Source organism: Desulfosporosinus orientis DSM 765 (genome assembly GCF_000235605.1).
Lineage (GTDB): Bacteria > Bacillota > Desulfitobacteriia > Desulfitobacteriales > Desulfitobacteriaceae > Desulfosporosinus > Desulfosporosinus orientis.
On record NC_016584.1, the window covers coordinates 5564378 to 5587409 of the forward strand.

The 23032-nt window shown below is 39.1% G+C and carries 19 protein-coding genes; 2 read left to right on the forward strand and 17 right to left on the reverse strand.

All coding sequences use genetic code 11. The features are described 5' to 3' along the window. Positions 1-73: 73 nt before the first annotated feature. The 5 genes from DESOR_RS25700 to galU form a co-directional block, all read right to left on the reverse strand. Positions 74-1192: an acyltransferase gene (locus DESOR_RS25700; RefSeq protein ID WP_014187520.1), complete on the reverse strand. Its 1119-nt coding sequence runs from the start codon at positions 1190-1192 to the stop codon at positions 74-76. 45 nt (positions 1193-1237) lie between these two features. Further along, a complete protein-coding gene (locus DESOR_RS25705; protein WP_014187521.1) occupies positions 1238-2290 on the reverse strand; it encodes an acyltransferase family protein in 1053 nt (350 codons plus the stop codon). 389 nt (positions 2291-2679) lie between these two features. After that, positions 2680-3306: a hypothetical protein gene (locus tag DESOR_RS25710; RefSeq protein ID WP_014187522.1), complete on the reverse strand. Its 627-nt coding sequence runs from the start codon at positions 3304-3306 to the stop codon at positions 2680-2682. A gap of 482 nt (positions 3307-3788) precedes the next feature. Further along, on the reverse strand, positions 3789-4532 hold the full coding sequence (locus DESOR_RS25715) for a hypothetical protein (RefSeq protein ID WP_014187523.1): 744 nt from the start codon (positions 4530-4532) through the stop codon (positions 3789-3791). A gap of 326 nt (positions 4533-4858) precedes the next feature. Then, positions 4859-5749 carry a UTP--glucose-1-phosphate uridylyltransferase GalU gene (gene galU / locus DESOR_RS25720; protein ID WP_014187524.1) on the reverse strand — a complete coding sequence of 297 codons (891 nt, stop codon included), beginning with the start codon at positions 5747-5749 and terminating at the stop codon, positions 4859-4861. A 196-nt stretch (positions 5750-5945) separates the two neighbouring features. On the opposite strand from galU, the gene DESOR_RS25725 reads away from it, so the two are divergent. Continuing rightward, a complete protein-coding gene (locus tag DESOR_RS25725) occupies positions 5946-6356 on the forward strand; it encodes a putative ABC transporter permease (RefSeq protein WP_014187525.1) in 411 nt (136 codons plus the stop codon). Positions 6357-6439: 83 nt separating this feature from the next. Here the strand turns inward: DESOR_RS25725 and clpP are convergent, their stop codons facing one another. Next, positions 6440-7054 (reverse strand): ATP-dependent Clp endopeptidase proteolytic subunit ClpP, encoded by a 615-nt coding sequence (clpP, locus tag DESOR_RS25730; RefSeq protein WP_014187526.1) that lies wholly within the window; start codon positions 7052-7054, stop codon positions 6440-6442. Between the two features lie 96 nt (positions 7055-7150). Further along, a complete protein-coding gene (locus DESOR_RS25735; RefSeq protein WP_014187527.1) occupies positions 7151-11479 on the reverse strand; it encodes a non-ribosomal peptide synthetase family protein in 4329 nt (1442 codons plus the stop codon). 189 nt (positions 11480-11668) lie between these two features. Between DESOR_RS25735 and DESOR_RS27600 the strand changes: the two genes are divergently transcribed. Then, entirely contained in the window at positions 11669-12940 is a 1272-nt protein-coding gene (locus DESOR_RS27600) for an HD-GYP domain-containing protein (protein ID WP_014187529.1), read from the forward strand. A 3-nt stretch (positions 12941-12943) separates the two neighbouring features. Here DESOR_RS27600 and DESOR_RS25745 read toward each other — a convergent pair whose 3' ends face one another. The 10 genes from DESOR_RS25745 to DESOR_RS25785 form a co-directional block, all read right to left on the reverse strand. Continuing rightward, entirely contained in the window at positions 12944-14626 is a 1683-nt protein-coding gene (locus DESOR_RS25745) for a two-component system sensor histidine kinase NtrB (RefSeq protein WP_242832410.1), read from the reverse strand. A 220-nt stretch (positions 14627-14846) separates the two neighbouring features. Continuing rightward, positions 14847-15575 carry a hypothetical protein gene (locus tag DESOR_RS25750; RefSeq protein WP_042331687.1) on the reverse strand — a complete coding sequence of 243 codons (729 nt, stop codon included), beginning with the start codon at positions 15573-15575 and terminating at the stop codon, positions 14847-14849. A 166-nt stretch (positions 15576-15741) separates the two neighbouring features. Beyond that, complete coding sequence (locus DESOR_RS25755) at positions 15742-16050, reverse strand: hypothetical protein (protein ID WP_014187532.1); 309 nt, start codon at positions 16048-16050, stop codon at positions 15742-15744. 78 nt (positions 16051-16128) lie between these two features. Beyond that, positions 16129-16260 carry a hypothetical protein gene (locus DESOR_RS30775; protein ID WP_014187533.1) on the reverse strand — a complete coding sequence of 44 codons (132 nt, stop codon included), beginning with the start codon at positions 16258-16260 and terminating at the stop codon, positions 16129-16131. A 358-nt stretch (positions 16261-16618) separates the two neighbouring features. Then, positions 16619-16957, reverse strand: coding sequence for a P-II family nitrogen regulator (locus tag DESOR_RS25760; RefSeq protein ID WP_014187535.1), 339 nt, complete (start codon positions 16955-16957; stop codon positions 16619-16621). A 71-nt stretch (positions 16958-17028) separates the two neighbouring features. Then, positions 17029-18258, reverse strand: a complete 1230-nt coding sequence (locus DESOR_RS25765; RefSeq protein WP_052304343.1) for an ammonium transporter — start codon at positions 18256-18258, stop codon at positions 17029-17031. Between the two features lie 241 nt (positions 18259-18499). Beyond that, a complete protein-coding gene (locus tag DESOR_RS25770) occupies positions 18500-19810 on the reverse strand; it encodes a DUF445 domain-containing protein (RefSeq protein ID WP_042331690.1) in 1311 nt (436 codons plus the stop codon). 2 nt (positions 19811-19812) lie between these two features. Further along, a complete protein-coding gene (locus tag DESOR_RS25775) occupies positions 19813-21057 on the reverse strand; it encodes a DUF445 domain-containing protein (protein ID WP_014187538.1) in 1245 nt (414 codons plus the stop codon). Positions 21058-21247: 190 nt separating this feature from the next. Beyond that, positions 21248-22486, reverse strand: a complete 1239-nt coding sequence (locus DESOR_RS25780) for an acyl-CoA dehydrogenase family protein (protein ID WP_014187539.1) — start codon at positions 22484-22486, stop codon at positions 21248-21250. Positions 22487-22523: 37 nt separating this feature from the next. Then, positions 22524-22937, reverse strand: coding sequence for a MerR family transcriptional regulator (locus DESOR_RS25785; protein ID WP_014187540.1), 414 nt, complete (start codon positions 22935-22937; stop codon positions 22524-22526). Positions 22938-23032 lie beyond the last annotated feature (95 nt).

Genomic DNA, 23032 nt, shown 5'->3' on the forward strand with positions numbered 1-23032 from the left:
TTTATCGCTCTAAAGTTTACTACAACTTACATGCTTTTACAACTGCGAACACTTATCGAGAAAACTCTATTTTTTACTTTCTTTTTCTACTCTGAGTTCCTATTAAATAATAGCTGAAGGGAATAAAACTAATCAGCCTTATGCTTAAATAACTAAGAACAAACGTTACAGCAAATACTGTTGGGTAAAAAATCCAATCGTTATAATCAATCTGATAGTTGTTAAGTAACTTTATAATCCATTGGTTAAAAAAGATATGGATTAAGTATATTCCAAAGGAATAATCTCCAATTTTATTAGTAACCTTCGCTAAAATACTCCTCCGCTTCTTAAGAAGGCTTCTTGCAGCATTATACAGCACCAGAAAGGTGATAACTCTGAAAATAGGATAGATTAACTCAGGCCCGATAAAAAAATAAGCAGGAATTGAGTTGTAATCATAACCAATCTTTAAGCCGATAATAATTGCAAAACTAGCTCCCACGGTTAAAGCTAACGACATTGCCAATAGCATAGGAGTTTGCCGTATATAAGCCTTACTTAAGGAAGAAAAATTGTCCAGCACATAAATTCCTAAACCAAAGTAAAAAAGGAAACCAATACAATTAAGCTTAATGCCCGGCAAGAATGAGGTATGAATGCCAACCATAAAAGAAGTTTGCATGATTAATAATAGGACAACCAGCCATTCAGCTCTATTTTTTAGTTTAAAGAAAGAATAGACCTTTATGATCAAAGGATAAAGAATATAGAGCTGGATAATGATGGCGAAGTACCATAAGTGATAAGACGCATCAGCATGCCAGATATTTTTTAAGACTAATGCCAGATTGGCAAAAAAGGAATTATTTTTTATGGCCATCCAATTGTTATAGACTGTATAGAGCATAGAAAACAGTAAATACTGGGGTATGATTGAACGCATTCGTTTTCTGTAAAAACCGCTCCAAGGAAAGTCTTTAGGATAATTCTTTGCTAAAACGAACCCCGAGATAAAAACAAATAAAGGAACTGCAAATTGTGAAAAGACATCTGTCCATAAATTCACCAAAACCAAAGTATTTAATGACTCTACTTTTGTAAAATAGCCTGTTGTATGGATGGCAATGACTGCTAAAACTCCAAATCCCCGGAGATAATTAATTTCTTCGATCCTGCCGGTGTTAGCTGGATGTGCCATTTTTTGAATCATGTTTAGTACGTTCCTTCCTCAAAAACCTTCTTTCCTGTTTTGTTTTTAATAGCCGCTAATATCAATAGCTCTTGAGTTATATTTCTTTTTGAGGGGTTCCCCAAGGGCTAAGAAACTTCCATAGGGGATATTCCCAACGACCTGATAAAATAAAAGGGGACACACAATACCTATGATAAAAAAACGAAAAGGTGTGATAGCCATAAAATGACCCACTACATAAACCGAGGGCAGGTGCAAGTACATAATCACCATAGCTGCTCTGCCTAAAAGAGTCAAAAAAGCTTTAACAGCTTTCCATTTTGTCACTATTAAACTTATCTTAACTAATACCAATGTAAAAACTAAGGGAAGTATTAAATTCCAACCCCAATAATAGTATTGGCGATGTTTCATATCTAAGCCATAATCAACGATCTGCTGAGAGTAGAGGTATATAAATGCTATAGAGATTAAAAAGGACACTCCAACGATTAAGTTTTGAGCAGTTGGCTGTTCCAAGAGTCCCTTCTCTCTAAAATAATGCCCCAGGGCGTAAAACACTATCCCATATAAGCCAACATCCATATTCCAAGGGACAAAACTATCCATCCAATAACGAGATTCCCAACAGGCTGCTAAAAAGCAAACCAAAATAATAAGCCCTCTCAAGAATTGAGAAGATATGTTTCGAAGTATGAGATCATAGAAAATTTGTGTAAAAAATAAACAGGTTGTAAACCAAAAGGTAGCATAAACCCCTTCTAAGAGACTCCCACCCAACAAAAAAGCTTTCCAATTCGAGCTCCAGAAATCAATGGGTGATTGACCTTTCCATAGGCTGACACTAAACATCATCAATGCTAATAACATCAAATAAAACCCATAGGGGATCAGCAAGTGGCACACTTTTTTCTTAACATACTCCACTTCATTCTGCAGTGGCTTATATCGATATAAATATCCACTGATGAAGAAAAACAAAGGCATGTGGAACCAAAACATATAAAAGGCATTTTTGCTTCCCGAATGTCCCCATACAACCGCCAAGATTCCTAAGCCTTTTAAGACATCAGCCCATTCAACCCGCTCTATAATTGATCCTTCGACGGTTATCAAGCCTCTCTTTCGAATTCAACAATACTACAAAATCCTCTTGCTTATGAACTGACAATAGTTTATCACATACCCTCTCTTCATGCATTAGAAAACTGGTTGATGTGTCCCTCGGGTCGGGCAGCTTCGCCACATCCGCTCACCGCAGCATTCCGAGGCTCGCCCACTCGTGGCTGCGGGAGCTACGCCAAACCTCAGGGTAGTACCTGTTGTTAACCATGGCTCCGCACTCCCCGCAGCCGCTTGTGGGCTTTAACCGCCTCTCCATGCAATGGGTTTGCTCCTGTGGACGAAGCTGCCCTGCCTTTCGGGTCTAAGGATTCTTCTGCATGTCTTAGGGTCTTTTTCAGGGAGTAAAAAAAGAGCTGCTTTTAATGGCAGCCCTTTCAGAATTATTGTATTGTACTCTCGCCAGTAATCAGCCAGCGGGAATTTTGTTTGACGAGATTGACACGAGCCTGAACAATCTGTTCATGTTCCTCACCGACTGCAGTCCTATCCGTTAGATTATAATCCCTCGCTGTATAGCGATAATCTACTCTCAAAGTAGCAGCATTTTCCGAAACACTTTCCACATCAACTTGGTCAAAGACGATTTTGCTGACCTCAAGTCCTATTCCCTGCACCAAATACTCCTCTGCTCGATGTGCATGCTTTTCAAACAAATCACCGGTATAGGCTTTCGCCAGCCTTTGACGAAAGGTTTCCATATCTGTGGATTTCCATGCCCCAAAAAATATGCCAATATCCTGCTTGTAATCGGCAATAACTTGTTGCGCCAGCTTTTCATCTTCCGTACCAGAGTCATCCAGCCCAACTTGGGGAGGTTCCGTACTTGGCGGTGTTGCCAGGGGACCGCTAACCGTTCCGGACACAGTTTGTATCTTATCTTGGCCACGCAATTTAGAGATAAATGAAACCGGAGAACTCGAATTTGTCATTAAAGACACACCCACAGTCCCTACCAGAACGCCAACACCTAAGGCTAGGGCTCCAAATAAATAATTTAACTTACGCATAAAGACCAAAATCTCCTTCAATTGATTATTTATTTATATCTTGACCAAAGGAAAGAGATGTTAGACATATAACAAAAATAAAAACACAAGGCCTGTCCCTTTAGACGGCCTTGTTATATTCTAAGTTATTAAGTTTTTTAGCAAATCAAAACCAGTTTTCAAACCTTGCAATAACAAGGTCACCTTAGACGGTTTTGCTGCCTATTCAATTTTTAATTGGAGGGACTACCTCAATACACTTCTTTCTTCTTTGCTAATATCCCCCCCACAATTATTTTTTTAAAACTTGAGAAGCAAATATATATAAATCTCGCCGCACTATTTAATAAACAGCACTTATTTAAACAATCCTAATACCTCAAGCCAATTCAAGAGCCATTTACACCAGGGTCATAATTTAACGCGATTATTTTCGAAAACCTTGCTACATTTTAGCTGTATTTCATTCCTATATTCCTCACATAGATTAAAGCCTAAAATTATTACCGTTTGGTTGCAAATGGCGTTGCCCCATAGACTTTCGAACTGGGGTCATTGCGCATGAGATGTGTGTCAAGATCATGAATTCCCTGATGGAACTGTTCGATCCGAGTTTTATCTTTTGAATCAAAGGAATCTATTCCACTGTTCAAAAGAATATCCAGATAACCTGTTAAGGTTGCTGCTTTTGAAATATTTGCTTCGTTTTTATACTGCTTGTCCAGTAAGGTTTTATGGAAGACAATATACTTTTTGATGTCTTCTTCATTCATTTGGGGACCGGCCGCCGGCCCATACAGATAACCGTCTACATATTGATGGATATTCCACGCAGTACCGAAGATTAAAGTTTTAGCATCATTACTTAATGCATTTTCGCCAAAATACGAAGCGACAGACGGCGCCAAGTCTATCAGCTTAGTATCTGGCTCCCTATACTTATTCTTAGGTACCGACTCACTTTGTGGAGGTGCCTCAACAGTAGTGGGGGCTGTAATTGATGTTTCAGCAGCTCCCTGTGCTGTAGGTGGAGCAGTCCCATCCGGCAACATTGAGCCGTTACTGCCGTCAGTGCTGTTATTGCTATCAACGGCTGGGGTTTGGAGAACGATCTGGTCCGTAACAGCACTTTGTTGCCGAAAAACTTTCCAAACACTCGGGCCATATACCCCTGCTGCTACAACAGCACCTGCAAGAACTAGAGTTCCTGCTAAGGTTACTATCCTCTTTTTGTCTATTGGTATCATTAGACTCTTCCCTCCTTTTATCTTTATATGCTACGAGTGCATTTTACCAATTATTGGGAGAGAAGAGTGTCGTTTTCCCTGTAAAACCTGGTTCATTTTCCGTTTTCAACTCTCATAAGTTGCCAAGAGCCTTCTTGCAGTCCATAAATTTCGCGATAATCAAGCAGCATTGTCTAGAATAATTTGGAATTTTATTATACGTTTTTTCTTACGGAATTAATAAAAAGAAGATCGCGAAGAGAATTTACCATAATCATTAAAAAGTCTTTCTCTAATAAAATACGCCTTGAATCCGTTTTTCAAACCGGTTCAAAGCGTATTTTTCTTTATCCTCTATTCTCGTCTGCACATCGAACAATATCCCGCAAGTAATCAATGAGTTCTGCTGAAAGATCGTCTCTCCGCAATGCATAGTCAATGGTTGCCTCTACAAAGCCAAGCTTATCCCCAACATCATATCGGCGGCCCTCAAATTCATAAGCCAAAATTTCTTGATACCGTCCCAGTTCCTTAATTCCATCCGTAAGCTGTATCTCCCCGCCTCTGCCTTCCGGCAAATCTTCCAGTATGCCAAAAATTTCCGGATTCAAGATGTATCGGCCCATGATCGCCAAGCGAGTTTCAGGGGCATCCTCTGAACGAGGTTTTTCCACCATATTTTTGGCACGATAGAGTCTATCCGCAAACTTTTCCCCATCGACAATTCCATATTTAATCGTATCCTCCAAAGGAACCTCCTGAACTCCCACCATACTGGCGCCATAGCGCTGGTAGTGGTTTATCATTTGTCGTAAAGCGGGCACTTTCGAATAAATAACATCGTCCCCCAATAGGACTGCAAAAGGCTCATTCCCAATAAATTTTCGAGCACTATAAATTGCGTGCCCTAATCCTAAGGCTTCTTTTTGACGCACATAATATATATCAGCCAGTTGGGCAATATCCTGAACTAAATCCAAAAGTTCATCTTTGGAATTTTTCTCCAGAAAGCTTTCAAGCTCCATGGACCGGTCGAAATGGTCTTCAATGGCCCGTTTATTACGGCCAGTAACAATAATAATATCTTCTATGCCAGATTGAATAGCCTCTTCAACAATGTATTGAATAGTGGGCTTATCCACTATAGGCAGCATTTCTTTCGGTTGAGCCTTTGTTGCCGGCAAGAAACGAGTTCCCAGTCCAGCCGCTGGTATCACTGCTTTACGAATTCTACGCATCCTACGCCTCTCCTTTTAATACAATTATTGTTGTGCACATTCTTTAAAAGGAGATTTCGACAGGCAGATATTAATTACCTCCTGCCTCTGAAAGATATGTAATATTATACATATTATGACGTAATACAACCAATTTTTCCAATACATACCTAGTGTTTTAAGAATGCACTGTACTTTATCAAACCATACTAATTCTATGAAAACACTAAAACGCTTTATTTTTTACGGAACAATTGGCCTCCTTGTAGAGGTCATTTATACAGGTTTAGCTTCACTGCTTCATGGGGATTTAAGCATGCATGGATTTACGTTTTTGGTCATGATACCAATCTATGGATTATCGGTATTTCTAGAGCCTTTACATAACCTCTTGCGCCCAAACCCCTGGTGGATTAGAGGCTTCATTTATTTAGCGTTAATCTGGACAATAGAGTATTTTAGCGGCGCGATTTTAGCGTCAGTACTGGGAAGCTGCCCTTGGCGTTATGGAGATTCGTTAAATATTCATGGTTACATAACACTTCGAATGGCCCCGGAATGGTTCCTGGCCGGTTTAGGATTCGAAATTTTACATGATTTCTTAGACAAACTGCCCTTCAATGTTTAGGCAATTTTCATAAATAAAAAGAGCTTGTATGCTGCAAAACGCAAGAACGATGAAAATCGTCCTTGCGTTTTGTTTCAGATAAATTACTTATTCTCACTGAGAGTTTCAAGTTTTTCATATACTTGATCGATAATACCGTATTCCTTTGCTTCACCCGCTGTCATATAGTAATCCCGATCCGTATCTTTTTCTATCTTTTCCAAAGGTTGACCGGTTCTCTCAGCAAGAATTCTGTTCATTTTATCTCTGGTTCTAAGTAACTGTTTAGCATGGATTTCAATCTCTGTCGCTTGTCCGGAGAGGCCATGACCGCCAATTAAGGGCTGATGAATTAATACCTCGGCGTTAGGTAAAGCAGCTCTTTTACCCTTGGCACCACTTGCCAGAAGAAAGGCCCCCATACTGGCTGCCATTCCGATACAGATTGTCCGGACATCCGAACGAATGTATTGCATGGTGTCATAAATAGCCATTCCAGCCGTAATCGAACCCCCTGGACTGTTAATATAGAGATTAATATCTTTTTCAGGATCTTCAGCCTCAAGGAAAAGCATTTGTGCTACAACGAGATTAGCAACATCATCATCAATTGCGCCACCAAGAAAAATAATGCGATCTTTTAAAAGACGAGAGTAAATATCGTAAGAGCGCTCCCCACGATTCGTCTGTTCTACTACCATCGGAACGAGATAACCCATTTTCACAATTCCCCCTATTCACTTTTATTTAGGATACTTTCACGACTATTATATTCTTGCCGATTAACTTTATTTTAGTACAAAGGTCAGTTATGGTCAAATGATTTGTTGCAAAAATCCTACCCCTATCATATGCTCCAATAGTTTTCTTAAGTAGTCTTCATTAATATCAGGCCATTCAAACCCCGTTTCAGCTAAAAAAGCTTGAGTAATATTACTTTGGATTTGAATTTTGGCTGATAACTGATTTAGGGGTTCTTCGCCAAGATCTAAAACTAACCCTCTGAGGGAATCTGACTGTAAACTGTACATAGAGCTCTCTATTAATTGGTAAAATCTTTTTATATCCACGGATTCGATCTTAATCCCTAATGAATTAAGGATTTGAATAAGTTTATTAGTTTTAATTGTCTTATGGTTCAACATATGAAATATCCGGCCAGCCCGATTATTCGTCCTAATGATGTTGAGAATCCCTCTGGCACAGAAATCCACCGGGGTAAATTCCAATTCTCCGGACATTCTCTCCTCAGGAATTGCCCTAATTGTCAACAGAGATTTAAGCTTTTGATAAAAAGCATTTTCATTTATATTCTCCTGAAACCATCCATCAGAATATCTCCCCGTCAATATCCCTACCCTGAAAATAGTCGCCATAAGCCCTAACTCTCTGCCTTTGAGTACGCCAACTTCCGCCTCAAATTTACTGCGTATATACAGATTGTCACGATAATTTTGGCCGATGTATAGTTCGTTTTCACTAAAACACCTGGACTTATGAGCATCCTCTAATTGATTTCCAGCAATACTAATTGTTGAAATATGATTTAACGGTTTTCCGAAGGTTAGGCAGAACTCTATGACCTCCTGGGTCCCCTGCACATTTACATCCATAAAATCTTGGTAATCACCGTAATGTTTGACTAATCCTGCTGCATTTATTACACTGGAAACATTTTTTCCCAGGTTGTGATAGTCATCAGCCGGCATCCCCAATAGCTTTTTTGACAGATCTCCATTGACAATGTTAATTCGGTTATTCTCCAATTCAGTTGATGCAGGGAAGTAATGTTTATATAGACTTCTAAGCCGTCTCTCAGCGTTCTCTCCGCGAACCAGGCAGTATATTGATCCTGTCGTATTGTTAATGAGTTCCCAAAGCAAATGTATCCCTAAGAAGCCTGTTGCTCCGATTAAGAGTACATTTCCACTGAAAGCAGGCAAAGCGTTTTGCACATACTGATTGTTGAAGTAAGAATCCGGAAGAGGGTATTCTTCTGCCGGCTCAATGTTTCTCTGTTTCTTTATTACCCCTCTAACTTTATCAGAAAGCTGACGAACCGTGGGATAATCATAGAAATCCTGAGCATTTAAACTCCATTTTCGAAACCAAATACCGGTAAGCACCTCTATTATGGCTAAGGAATCTCCTCCCAGTAGAAAAAAATTATCATCAATACCTACACGGTCAACATCTAAAGCTTTGGCCCATAACGCAGCCAATTCTTCATCGATTTCATTTCTAGGCGGCATGTAAATAGTGTCTTCTAAACCTCCTATTGTTGTTGGATCGGGAAGAGCTTTCTTATCTACTTTGCAGTTTGGCGTGAGGGGAATGGCATCCAGCCAAATGAATTTAGCAGGGATCATATAGTCAGGTAACCGCTGCTCCAAAAAAGCTCTAATATCTAATGATGAACAGGTTCGATCACCAACCAAATAAGCACATAAATAATTCTTATTTCTCCCATCCTCATGAGTAACGACAACGGCTTCTTGCAACAATTCATGCTTTAGTAAACATTTCTCAATTTCCCCTAACTCAATCCGAAAACCTCTAACTTTTACTTGATCATCATTCCGCCCTAAGTATTCTATCTCTCCTTCGTCTGTCCATCGTCCTAAATCACCGGTTTTATACATTTTACCTTGCTGAAAAGGATTGGGTATAAATCGTTCCTCAGTAAGATCAGGACGATAGAGATATCCTCGTGCTACTCCGTCTCCCCCGATGAAGATCTCCCCAGTTACTCCTTTTGGTACTGGCTCCTTCTCATTATCAAGGATATATATTTGAGTATTTGCCATAGGTCGTCCAATGGTTATACGCTCATCCTTTGTTACCTCTTTATACATAGCCCAGACTGTCGTTTCAGTGGGGCCATACATATTAAAGATTCTTGAGTTCGGGACGATTTTTTGTAATCTTTTTAATACCGTTTCTTTTAGAGTTTCTCCACCTATAAAAATATTCATTAACGCAGACAGCCCTTCTCTGGACTTAGGGTCATTAATTAGGGACTGAACTTTTGAAGGTGTAGCCTGCAGCATCTTAATGTCATACTTTTTGATTAGATCAAACAATAGGGTCGGTATTTTTTGTTCTTCTTCATTTGCTATAACAACACATAATCCATAAGCTAGAGGCACAAGAGTTTCCATTACAAAAATATCGAACGCCACAGTAGTCAAAGAGACCATGGCCTTTGGTTCTGAAAAGCAGAAGATTTTCCATAGGGCATGTATAAGATTATTAACTGATCTATGCTCAATCATAACTCCCTTAGGAGCGCCGGTCGATCCTGAAGTGTAAATAACATAAGCCAAATCATCCGGCTTAGTAGTGTTCAATAAATTTGAAGAAGATCCATTATAAAGTGAAGAATCATTTAAATCAATAGTCTCTAAACTAATTGTTTCTGCTAATCTTTCAATTAAGGCTTTTTCTTTCTTATTTGATGGGTTTGTCAGCAACATACTTGTATTACTGTCTCGTAAAACCTCCTCAATTCGAGCCATCGGATATTGCGGATCAATAGGGATATATGCTCCACCCGCTTTGAGTACAGCAAAAATACCTACTATTAATTCAGGTGAACGTTTTAACATTATACTCACAATACTATTCGAGGTAACCCCTTTTCTCCTCAATACCGCGGCAAGCTGATTTGCTTTTTTATTAAGTTGTTGGTATGTAAACTTCTTATTATTAACAATTATAGCGATTTGATTGGGGGTTTTATCCACCTGTTCTTCGAAAATCTGGTGTATTGTTTTTTCTTTTGGATAATCTAAATCTGTATTATTATGTTTATTATTGAGTATTTGTTTTTCTTCGCCAGTTAACAAAGAGATTTCTGCCAATGGTTTAGCTGGGTCTGCAATAGCTGTAATTAAGAGTTTAACTATGTAATGATGAATTTGCTCTATTTCGGCATCATTGAAAGCTGCGAACAAATAATCATAATTAAACATTAAAGTGCCCTCATCCTGCCAGTCACTGATACTAAGAGACAAAGTGTTAATTTCATGTCCATTAAAACACCAGAAAGTTTTTACATCCATGTCTTGTATATCTAACTTCGAATTATGATATGAAAATACAACGTCTATTAACTTCTCTGAATAACCGTGCCTTGTCCTCATATCTTTCAATATTTCTTTATAGGGATAACGCTGATTTTTTAAATAAATCTTCCATAGTTTATTTATCTCATTTAGATAAGTTAAGTAATCCCATTGATAATCAATGGTTATTCGAAAGGGAATATTGCTGATAAACATTCCGGCTGTATTTCGCTGTTGGTAATTGGCCCTGTTTAGTACTGGAGTACCGATTACGATATCTTGTTTATGAGTTATTTTGGAAAGGTATAAAGCATAAACAGAGAAGAATATAACAAAACTTGAAAATCGATAGTTTGCCGAAAAGACATTAATCTTTTGACAAACTTCAGGAGACATGACTATAGTCTTTCTTTTAGCTTGCCTATTTCTTTTCCATAAAGAGCTGTTATTTAAAATCGTCAACTCAGGGATTGTTTGAAATACCTTTTGCCAAAACATTTTTCGCTCTTGAAATTTAGGAGAAGTACGATACTTCATATCCTCTATGATATAACTTACATATGACGGTTGGAGCTGCACTGCTAAAGATTTACCATTAACTAACTCCCTATAGGTTTTTAAGATTTCCCCTATAATCATCAGATGGCTCCACAAATCTGAAATTAAATGATGAAATTTGACATATAAGGCATTTCTGGAATCGTTTAATTTGATTAAGGCAAAATAAAATAAATCATTATCAAAAAGCTCAAATGGCTTTTTTGTTTGTCTTTCTTCCCAAAAGTTAAACTTATTTAGTCCATCTGAGTAATTGAAGTCCAGTATTTCCAGTTTATAATCCTTATATTGAGATACATATTGACGAGGTCCGCCATCAACCAAGAATAATCTTAAGCGTATTGCTTCATGTCTTTGGATAATTATATTAACAGCTTTTTCCATCAATCTATCATTGATATTTTCTTCAATTATTACTCCACCCATTAAATTAGCATAGGAAGTATCTGAATAAAAAGTTTCAATGTCCCAAATAGATTGTTGGGGGAATGTCAGTGGGTATAATATTGGTTTAGTCATCCTTCATCCTCCTTGATAGATGCTCAATCTATAAACTTTTCTTGTAATCAAGTCTAATGGAGAATAATAATGAACTTATTAAAGGAGTTTAGAGCTAATCTAATAAATATTACATATATCCATGAAGGAAAGATGTATAATTATGTCGAATTATATTGCGTTATTCAATCGAAAGGTGGCTTTTAGCCAATGACTTCTCCTTTGAGAAAACATCCAGAAAAATATAAAGATGAATTTTACGAAGAAATAGTACGATCCAATTTCTTTCGCTCTCGAAATCTTGCCCTTGTGCTTTTCTTCCTAAATATTTTCTTTTTTCTTTCCGACCTCTTAAATTATAAGGAAGGTCTATGGCACATAGATGTTATTTCCGGGTATATGGTCTTATTTTGCTTTCATGTAATATTAGGGGTTTTTTCTCTTGTATTTCTTATTTTATCATGGGTGCACAGGCTTAAGTCAGAAGATCAAAAGATAACCCGCTGGCACGCATTTTTGGGTACTCTTTTTTCTTGTTTTATCATATTTACCAGCTCTTGTATATCGATTAATGATCAGTTGCTGCACAGTCAAATCACTGCCTTTATCCTTGGATCTATTATCATTGCAGTTAACAATTACATGAAACCAATAATGAGTATAACAATTTATGCTGTTTCCTGGATCGTATTTATGGTTGGGATAACATTGCTGCAATCGAATTTGGACGTTCTTAAAGGAAATTATCTTAATGGTATACTGCTGATCGTTTTTGTCTGGTTCTTATCTTATACTCTATACAATATGAAAATCCAGGACTTTATTAATCAAAAAACCATAGAACAAAAAAATAGAGAAGTCGAAGAATATAATAATGAGCTAATCGAGATTAATTATCGTTTAAAGGAATCTCTCCAAGCCTTAGATGAATCACAAAATGTTATCTTTACCCTAGCCTCCGCTCTTGAATCAAAGGACACATATACCAGAGGACATTCCGAGAGAGTAGCAAACTATGCCCTCCAACTAGCACAAATCCTTGAACTTTCCATCAATGAACAACAAACCGTATGGCGGGCCGCTCAATTACATGATATCGGCAAGATCGGAATACCTGATGCAATTTTAAATAAACCGGGAAAATTAAACAATTATGAATGGGAAATTATGCGCTCCCATCCTGAAATGGGCGAAAATATTTGTTCTACTCTTAGTTTTGCTAAAGATTTTTTACCCATTATTCGTCATCACCATGAGCGTTTTGACGGCACAGGCTATCCTGATGGTTTAAGAGGCGAAGAAATTCCTTTTTTAGCTCGAATTATTACGATTGCTGATGCTATCGACGCTATAACATCTCAACGTTCCTATCGGCCGAGTAGAACTATTGACTATGCATTAGAAGAATTAGCAAAGGGTAAAGGCTCCCAATTCGACCCAACAATTGCTCAAGTTTTTATTGATTCATTCAATTACGCTTAAGAATCACATATTAAGGCTAGCGAATTTTACCGAGAATGTTGACCCTCTTGGACTCGATTCGACAATGATCTCTGCCTTATGGCGTGCTGCAATTCCATAACAGACTGCCAAACCTAATCCTGTTCCTGTTTTTTTAGTTGTAAGAAAAGGTGTACCTAACCGATTCAAAATTCCCGGTTCGATACCCGACCCTTCATCCTGAATACTTAAAATCACGCCCTGTGAAAAACTATTTGTTTTTATCGTAAGACATCCACCTTTAGGCATTGCTTCAAGACCATTTTTTGACAAATTAAGGATTAATTGGCGAATTTCTTTATCATTAAGAACTAAATCCGGAACATCGCCGAGTTCCGTAATTAAACGTTTTTCACTATTAATAACATCCACTTGAATGAGCGGAAGGATGCTATTAATAATATCGTTTAGATTATGACTAGCAACCTCAGTCACTTTAGTACGGCTTATGGAAAGGAATTCCGAAATAATCTGATTTGCGCGGTCAAGTTCACTGATCATGAGCGGAATAAAATCGACATACTTGGTAAAATTATCTTTCTCTCCCAATAATTGCAGAAATCCCCTAACAGTTGTCATTGGGTTTCTCACTTCGTGACCAATACTTGCGGCCATTTCACCGACCAAGTTCATCTGATCCATCCGGGCCATTTCTCTTTCTATCTTCTTTTGAGCTGTGACATCTCTAACAATAGTTGATGCCCCAATAATCTGTCCATTATGGTTTTTAATTGTAGACACTGTCAGGTAGACATCAATGATCCTTCCATCTTTTCTCAGACGGGTTGTTTCATAGTGCGAGATTGATTTGCCTGTAGAAACAGTCCGTAGAATCTCTTTTAACTCCAATTCTTTATCTGGAGGAAGCAGCCTGCTCACCGGCAAACCCAGAATTTCTGCTTCTGAGTATCCATAAATTCCTTCGGCTGCTCTGTTCCAATCAATTATTATCCCCTCTAATGTCATACCAATAATACCATCATCCGAGGACTCTACAATTGAGGCTAAGCGGAATATTTTTTCTTCAATTTCTTTACGCTCATCTACTTCTTTAATAAGCTGTTTGTTAATTCCCTCTAATTCCTTTGTCCGTTCTTTTACTAAAAGTTCAAGGCGGTTCTTGTGCAAAAAATCTTGAACTCTTGATTTGTAAAGGGTTAGAGATAAAAACCAAGAGACGAAAATTAGCACTAACGTATTAAGAAAATGTCCTTTTAATACTAAAGTGTCGGATTGATTTTTTACAATCCCAATCATTACAATTATGTAAGAAATTAGGCAAATACTAAAACTGACCCTAGGTTTTAAATTAAAAAAAACAGCTACTAGAAAACACCCTATAATATATACTGTAAGTTGTCCATGGATTTTCTGATCCACCCATCCAGTGACAAATGCGCAAGAAAATAGGCAAAATACCGCAAAGAATATCTCGTAATATTTATGTACCGTTCTTACATCCTCCACGGATTGAAGGACGGAGCGCCAATATAAGGTCACAATAAAAATCATCCCAACCCCAAAAATAACATGAGCATAGAATAGCAATATATAGCCAGGAGTAACGTACCATAGACCGCCTCTGTAATTACTATAATCGGTAAATAGAAAGAAGAAATCTAAAAAGAGCAGAATCATTGATAAGATTTTGAGATGGGAAAAATTCAAGTAGACTTGGTTTTCTAAGAATTCGTCCTGGCACCCCCGAAGTAGATAATGTTCATTCATCTTGATCATCCCATTGTGCACATCCTATTCTGCTCAAGTTCCTAACCCTAAAAATTTTTCTATTATATTCTATATTTCTCTGAAATCGTTAATAATCCTCTTTTCATTATAAAAGCTTCAAAATTTAACTAATTTAAAAAATATTTAACTAGTATCTAGACTACACAACGAAACTTATCAAGAGCGCTAAAACGAAAAGATTAAAGAGGCTCTCTTCTGCTAAAAGAACCTTTCCTCCTGTCGTTTTTGCTGTTATACCGTAACTTTCTCCGACTGAGATCGCCCCAGCACTTAAGGCAGCTAAATTCAGAAAATCTCCTATTGCCGAATTACCCGCAACTCCTTCATAACATCCCGGGCAAACTGTATAGAGAAGGTAATGTTCAGATGCAAATAGGAAAATGATGATTACTACTGTCGGTACAACAGCAGCAAACCTTCTTATTCCTCCGTCTCCTTTTATTTCTTCGTAAACATAAGCTGTGCAGCCTGCAAGAGCAATAATCGATAAAATATTAAGAAACAACTCTAGCTTATAGAACCCCCTAGACGTCTCCAAAGTTTGTACAGATACTTCTTCGTTAACCTTATTTTTGTAATTTTCTCTCGGCTTACGCTGTCTTAAAAGGGAGCTTACCATAAATGCTCCAAGCCCTCCAAAGATTGCAGGCGTAAGCAGCAGCATGTTTTGAGAAGATCTTTCCGAAGCGTCCTGTATTCTATAAGGGTAATTTTTATCCCATACTTTTTCCCTTTGAATTGCAGGGGTGTCAGTTTTGGTGGCAGAAATGTCATTCCCAGAGTATGGGTTATATTTTGGATAATGAAGAAAAGAGAAGCAGTATTCCTTTATATTAAATAGCGAATTATTTTTGTTGTTAGTTTCCACTTCTAACAACCCCTTATTGTTTTATTCATCCTAATATATGCTGGAATAATATGGTATGTCAGCTATGCCCTCACTAATTCTCAATTTAAAACAAAGTACAAAGTCTGTTTACCTAGGCGAACAGACTTTGTACCTTGTTAGTATAAAAACTTATCATCTTAGCATTCTACTTATTTCTTTTCCAACCCAGCTTACTCAGAAATGCTTTTATTCCTCCACTTTTCTCGGACGGCGCCTGAACATCTAGGGTATTTAATAGATTTCCTGCCTCCCCTTGAGAATTAGGACGCTGAAAAAACGGTCCCTGGAAATTTGAAGGCTGAAAATTACCTCCTTGAGGAAAACTCGGGTAATTCATTCCCCTTTTTTGCATGAAACGCTGGAGACCTCTTAAAGGAAAGGGGTTCTGCCCCAGATTTTGCATGATATTTTGACTATTGGGGTTATTAAATAAATTAAGTCCTCTAATTGACATTCTCACTTCACCTCCCTACGGATGATCAAAACAACAATAGGCTTCCTAATGATAGGAAGCCCTGTCCTTTAAATACTCTTAGAAGATAACTCCCAAGGCAATCAGAATTAAAATAGCGATGGCAATGATCCCCACACCTACTCCATAAGCAGGTGGTGCAACAGGAGTAACCGGACAACATGCGCCGCCGTATCCACCATATCCGTACATACTTTTATCCTCCTCTAATATCCATTATTATTATTTAAAAGATAAAGGGGCTTAGAATACAATCCCCATCGCAATGAGGAGCAAAATGATTACAACAACAATTGCAATGCCAGCACCCACACCGCCGGCTCCGCCAGCTCCAAATGCCATTTTAAATCCCCCTTTCGTTATATATACATTATACGAAGTATTCATATATTTGTTTACAATATTTGGTTAAATAGTAAATATTATTCATTATAGATGCCGCTGAAACAGTACAAAAGGGCCATTCTCATCGAAGAGAACGACCCTTATTTTTTAGCAAATTTTTCTTCTAAATCGACAATGTTACGACGTCGATGCTACCCTTCTTATTCTATAGCGCTTTTTCGCCGCTGTCTCCTGTTCTTATGGTGTAGACATTCTCTATTGATGAAACAAAGATCTTTCCATCACCTATTTCTCCGGTTCGTGCTACTTGGGTAATAACCTCAATGACTTTATCCACATCTTTATCATTGACTACGACTTCAATTTTCACCTTGGGAATAAGATGAATAGTATACTCTACTCCCCGATAAACCTGGGTATTTCCTTTTTGTTTTCCACATCCAATGACTTGAGTTACCGTTAAACCATTAACTCCATGCGCCCCTAAAGCATCTTTAACATTGTCCAGCTTCCCAGGCCGAATAATCGCCTCAATTTTCTTCATAGTCTATCCCTCCACCCTATTGTTATAGTTAAATATTGAACACATTTTAAAGGAAATCTTAACTCAATATCTTAGATAAACTCTGAGTAAGCGGTTTCTCCATGTAATGCCAAATCTAAACCATTGGCTTCTTGTTCTTCATTAACACGCAGTTTAGTTACCAGTCCAACAATCTTCAAAAGGATAAATGTAGCCGCCATGGCAAATACCACAGTAACTAAAACACTTATGGCCTGAACGCCCAACTGAGAAGGATTTCCATAGAGCAGTCCATCTGCGCCGGCAGAGTTAATAGACGTGGTAGCAAAAATTCCCGTTGCTAAAGCGCCCCACGTTCCCCCTATGCCATGACATCCGAAGGCATCTAAAGCATCATCATACCCAAACTTTGATTTCATAACACTGATGGAAAAATAACAGATAACTCCACCAACGAGGCCGATAATAATAGAAGAAAGCGGGGTTACAAATCCACAAGCAGGAGTAATGGCAACTAATCCTGCAATTGCACCACTGGCTACTCCCAGCATAGTGGTTTTTCCACGATGCAGGCGTTCAACTAATGCCCATGCAACTGCTGCTGCCGCAGCGGCAGTATTTGTATTAACCAAGACCATTCCCGCTAAACCATTAGCCCCTAAAGCGCTTCCTGCATTAAAGCCAAACCATCCAAACCACAGAATTCCTGCCCCTAAAACTGTCATTGGCAGATGATGAGGTGCCATGGATTCTTTCCCAAGCCCTTTTCGTTTGCCAAGGATTAATGCCGCAATCAAGGCAGAATAACCTGAACTGATATGAACGACGTTTCCTCCTGCAAAGTCTAAAGCCCCAAGATTTCTTAAGAAGCCACCGATACCCCAGACCCAGTGAGCTACCGGATCGTAGACAAAGGTTGCCCAGAGGAGCATGAAAAGTACAAATGCGGGAAATTTCATTCTTTCTGCGATAGACCCACTAATCAGAGCAGGAGTAATAACTGCAAACATCATTTGAAACCCCATAAATACAATCGCCGGAATAGTACCTGCATAATCCGCATTGGGATCCATGCCTACTCCATTTAATCCCAACCAGTTTAAGCCACCGATTAATCCATGGTGATCTGTCCCAAAAGCCAACGTAAATCCGATTAAAATCCATTGTAAAGAAATTAGTCCGATAGTAATCCAACTGTGCATTAACGTACCAAGTACATTCTTTTTGCGAACCATGCCACCATAAAAGAGCGCTAAACCCGGAGTCATCAGAAGAACCATCGCAGAAGAAACTATGATAAATGCTGTATCTCCCGTATCCACCCTTAATCCCTCCTTAAAAACAAGAAGCACTTTGAGACCTCTCGCGAGTATCCCAAAGCGCCATTGCTTTGACAATATTCTATTCCCATGGGTTTGGCTGTGCACACCTTATGTTTTGTATTCTAGCATAAAGACCAAACCAATGACAATACCCTAATCTTTATGAATTCTGTATACTAACAGAAATCGGAGGTCAGAAGCCAGAGGCCAGAAGTGAGCTCGTTCAGCCTAGCAGAACGAGTTACTGAAAATAGTTTATTACTGCCGGAACCACTAAGGGGTTGTAGATAAACTCCAAAAATATAAACAGTACAAATCCCACAATTCCCCCAATCATTGAACCATTAATTCGAATCCATTGTAAATCATTGCCTGCCTTATCTTGAACAAATTGGTTAAGATCTTCATCTGTGTAAGCCTCCAGAGTTTCTCTCACCATGTTTCCGATGACGTCATGTTCATTCTTCATAACCCGGCATAACAGATCAACAATAAACAAATTGATTCTTTCTTGAAGTGCTTTGTTATTCTTCATTTCAGTCCAATAGCTGTCGAAATAAGGATACAATATACGATGCAGCACATTCAACTCCAAGGTTCCTGAAGAATCAGTCAATCTTTCCTGAATGACTGTGATGAGATTTTCGAGAAAGTTCACCAGTGAAGGATCCTTCAAGAGGTCCCCTTTCCATTGCTGAATCCTTTTTTCAGACTCAGAATCCTGTGCCAATTCAATAATGCCTTTAATAAGATTGTCTTTCAAAGTTATACGCAGCTCTTGATCAGGGTCTTTTAATTTTCGTAAGGTTAACAGCAACTCTACTTGCAGAGCATCTGCTGCCTCATCTAAGTTTAGACCATCCGACATCTCAACAAATCCTATAAGGGTTCGAAAGATAGCCCCTCCGTTACTAACCTTTTGCTGTTTAATTTCTTCCAGATAACGTATAATCACTTGCCGGGTTTCCCCATCGGCGGCTTTATCCCATAATTCCTCTGCCAGCCGATTTAGCCCTATATCAATATAGCCATGATTCAAAGCCCATCCGCTTACACCCTGGACAGTGGAAACCAAATCTCCAGCATCGGCATTCTTGCGAAGATAATCTAAAATTCCGTTGGCAAGGCGGTCCGGCGACTGTTTTTTAATATAACTCTGGAGAAAGGGGACCACCATATTCGTCAGGTAAAGAGATCCTCCTTTCTTATTCAAATAGTCTATCAGGTATTCGACAAAGGAAATCCCTTCAATTTTTTTGCGTATTAAATCCACATGTAATAGCTCAGATTGAACCATCGTAGCAATGGCTTGAATAACCTTCTCCCTGTTGCGAGGAATCAGCGCAGTATGAAAACCCCACCCTAGCGGCTTTTTAAAAATCGCAGTTACTGCAAACCAATCGGCAATACCGCCAACAAAGGCGGCTTCTAAAACAAAGTGCACTAACCTAACCCCAAAATAACCGGGATAAAAGTGCTCAGCTGCTGCCGCACTCAAAAAAAGAATAAACACTATTGAAAGAATAAGATTTGCTTTTTTATGATAATCCATCACTACAGCACCATCCCAAGCAAATAAATCAACATACCGGCCAAACCGCCAACCACTGAGCCGTTGATTCGAATCATTTGCAAGTCATTACCTGCTTTTTCCTCAATTAAATCAACCAGCTTGTCATCTGTCAAAGGTTCTAACCCTTCTCTGACCATGCGTCCGATCATATTATGATGATAGTTAATCTGCTTTTCGAGAATAGCTCTTATTTCTTCATTTACCTTCTCCCTCAAGACATGGTTTTCATCAATTTTATTAAAAACCGCCTGCCAATAACTGCTTATTAATCTATAAAGCTGTTCAGGATCTGAAAGAGAATCCTCTGAGCTTGTCCCTAAGCAAGCCCTCATAATATTATCTTTGCAGCTCTCAATTCCTCTGTCGATGACATCAGTAAAAAAGAGATTAATGCTTTCTTGGAGAGAAACCTTTGTTTTGAGTTCCAAAACAAAACGCAATAATGCTTCCTCAAGCCACTGCAGCACTGTACCATCTTGCAATACTGTTTGGACTTTTACCTTAAGACCTTGGGCAATCTCCGCGGATGAAGGCAAAAACATTCCCACCATTTTACGAGTAGGATTTTTTTCTTCATACCTTGCCAAAGCTGACTCCATCAAATCTTTTAATGTAGCCTGAACGATAGGCTGATCCATATATTTTGCTGCGGCACGGCATATTGCTTCCAAGACCAGGTTAACTTCTCCATGTTCGAGAGAGAACTCGATCACCTCTGCAAGTGTTTTTGCTGCCTGAAAATCACCTATGTTCTCACGAATCAATCCCTTTATCTGTTGCTCAACCTCTTCAGAGCCACGATTATTCAGGAGATCATGGCCAAAGGAAGCCAACATTCGGCTCACTGTTTCCTGAACATCCTGTTCTCGAAAAACCCTAATCATTACCCTGGAAAAATCCCAAGCCGTCAGTTTCCGTCTCAGGATCTCTTGAGACAGTAATTCATGCTGTACCATATCCGCCAAAGCAGCAAAAATCCTTTCTCTGTTTTGAGGAATAATTTCAGTACGAATCACTCGGCCCGGCCGAATACCGAGAGGACGACGAAATAGTGCCGTAACTGCAAACCAATCAGCGAGTCCCCCAATCATCCCCGCAATGCACCCGCTTGAGATAAGCCCTCCGATAAAACTGCCCTGAAGATAAAAGGGATAACTCACCAAAAAACCCAGGGTAATTCCTCCCAAAGTAAGATTAGCACTTTGAGTATTGTTTCTCTTCGCCATATTCTTCACCTACATCAAAACATTAAGAAATCAAGCTTCTTCACTAACACTTTCTTCCCTATTTTAGTATATTTTTTATTAATGCACCAGCACGCCCACTAATAAGGATTCTCTTTCCCCATCAGGATATACAAAAGACTTAGGCCTTTCATTTGGCCTAAGTCTTTTGTAACGCTGCCATTGCCGTTTTCTACTCATAAACCTTTTCTTCCGTCAAATGGGCATTTAATGCATCTTCTTCAATGGCCCGGTGGTCGGCTGTCTGCTTGCCGAATTCTTTGTAATATTCATGCTGAATAATGAGATCCATCACTTCATTGGTACCCGTCCATATCATGATCAAACGTGTATCCCGCAGCAGTCTCTCCACAGGGTATACATTGGTATAACCAATTCCTCCCATAATTTGCATAGCGTTATTAACCACTTCCCAAGCAGTATTGGTAGCAAATTTTTTAGCTTCAGAAACAAGACGCCTGCCTTGAGCTCCAGGTACACCTGAGTCAATAGCTCGAGCTGCCGTGTAGACTAAGGAACGGGCTGCGTCCAAACGTGTGATAGAATCTGCCACCTTAAAACTCACTGCTTGAAAATCTTTAATAGTGTGGTTAAATGCCTTACGCTTTGTACTATAGGCTGTCGCAACATCTAGTGCAGCACGTGCCATACCTAAGGCCCCGGCTGCACTGGTCATTCTTTCCGGAATCATCATTTGATAAAAGATTTGGGCAGCTCCATTTTCTTTACCCAAAAGATTTTTGCCAGGAACCCTTACATCCTTAAAGACGACCCGTCCTGCTCCACCGCCTCTCGTTCCCATTAATCCATATAAATACCCAACTTCTACACCTGGGCCCCTGTCAACGATAAAGGCGCTCATGCTTTCATGGGCTTTGCCCTCAGGATTGGTTTTAGCATACACCATAAAATAGTCGGCTCCTTCGGCTCCCACGACAAATCGCTTCTGACCATTGAGAATATAATCCTCCCCATCTTTAACCGCTACGGTGGTAGCTCCAAAAAAATCAGACCCGCCCCTCGGTTCGGTTAAAGCCTCAGCGGTGTAAAGTTTTCCTTCTAGAGTAGGTTTAAGATAACGCTGTTTTAAATCTTCTGAACCAAAGCAGGCAAGTGCTTCTCCTACAATGGAAGGAAGAGAGTACAAACATGCTAAGCTGGTACCCAAAACTCCAATTTCCTCCAGAACCCCGATTTCGTCAACCCAATTAAGCCCCCTCCCGCCATAGTTTGAGGCAAAGCGCAAACCCAAAAGATTTGCTTGCCCAAGCTCTTTAATATAGTCCACGGGATAGACCACCTTCTCGGCATCCATATCCAGGATTAATTGTTTGGGTACCTTCTCTTTAACAAAGGCCATCGCTTCCTTCTGCAGTTCTTTTTGAGCATCGGTTAAAAGAAAATCGAACATTTTTTCTCCTCCTTTTATGGATAGTTTTTAGGTGTTATTACGAGGTTTCGTTCTGTTCTTTTCCTGCATTTCTCTTTCTTAGCAGCTCTGTAAATTGCTGATGATAATCCAGTAACTCTTCTTTAAGCAGCATAAGTTCTTTAATTTTTTCCTCAAGCTCCTGCAGGCGTTTCTCTCCATAAGCCACAGCACGTTCCAATTGAAGACCTTCCGTCCGATCAATGTCATAAAGATCGAGCATCTCCTTAATTTCAGCCAAAGAAAATCCTAGTTTTTTGCCTCGAAGTATTAAGGTTAAACGAGCTCTCTCCCGAGGACCATACAACCTCTGACTCATCTTCTCGTGATGCAATGGGGTCAGCAATCCCATTTCCTCGTAATACCTTATGGTTCTTGGGGTTACCAGCATTTCTTGAGCTAACTCTGAAATGCTTATAAGCGGCTGTTCCACTTCTTGATCATCACATCCTCCGTATTAATTTTAATAATATTCTGACACCAGTTGACGTAAACGTCAAGGCCATTTTTATGTCGATTCCACTTATT

What these genes read in the sequence shown, in the direction of transcription:
- DESOR_RS25775 (WP_014187538.1), bottom strand. Translation starts at nt 21,057, where the DNA reads ATGGCGAAGAGAAACAATACTCAAAGTGCTAATCTTACTTTGGGAGGA.
- DESOR_RS27600 (WP_014187529.1), top strand. Translation starts at nt 11,669, where the DNA reads ATGACTTCTCCTTTGAGAAAACATCCAGAAAAATATAAAGATGAATTT.
- DESOR_RS25700 (WP_014187520.1), bottom strand. Translation starts at nt 1,192, where the DNA reads ATGATTCAAAAAATGGCACATCCAGCTAACACCGGCAGGATCGAAGAA.
- galU (WP_014187524.1), bottom strand. Translation starts at nt 5,749, where the DNA reads ATGCGTAGAATTCGTAAAGCAGTGATACCAGCGGCTGGACTGGGAACT.
- DESOR_RS25755 (WP_014187532.1), bottom strand. Translation starts at nt 16,050, where the DNA reads ATGTCAATTAGAGGACTTAATTTATTTAATAACCCCAATAGTCAAAAT.
- DESOR_RS25710 (WP_014187522.1), bottom strand. Translation starts at nt 3,306, where the DNA reads ATGCGTAAGTTAAATTATTTATTTGGAGCCCTAGCCTTAGGTGTTGGC.
- DESOR_RS25725 (WP_014187525.1), top strand. Translation starts at nt 5,946, where the DNA reads ATGAAAACACTAAAACGCTTTATTTTTTACGGAACAATTGGCCTCCTT.
- DESOR_RS25780 (WP_014187539.1), bottom strand. Translation starts at nt 22,486, where the DNA reads ATGTTCGATTTTCTTTTAACCGATGCTCAAAAAGAACTGCAGAAGGAA.
- clpP (WP_014187526.1), bottom strand. Translation starts at nt 7,054, where the DNA reads ATGGGTTATCTCGTTCCGATGGTAGTAGAACAGACGAATCGTGGGGAG.
- DESOR_RS30775 (WP_014187533.1), bottom strand. Translation starts at nt 16,260, where the DNA reads ATGTACGGATATGGTGGATACGGCGGCGCATGTTGTCCGGTTACTCCT.
- DESOR_RS25735 (WP_014187527.1), bottom strand. Translation starts at nt 11,479, where the DNA reads ATGACTAAACCAATATTATACCCACTGACATTCCCCCAACAATCTATT.
- DESOR_RS25770 (WP_042331690.1), bottom strand. Translation starts at nt 19,810, where the DNA reads ATGGATTATCATAAAAAAGCAAATCTTATTCTTTCAATAGTGTTTATT.
- DESOR_RS25715 (WP_014187523.1), bottom strand. Translation starts at nt 4,532, where the DNA reads ATGATACCAATAGACAAAAAGAGGATAGTAACCTTAGCAGGAACTCTA.
- DESOR_RS25760 (WP_014187535.1), bottom strand. Translation starts at nt 16,957, where the DNA reads ATGAAGAAAATTGAGGCGATTATTCGGCCTGGGAAGCTGGACAATGTT.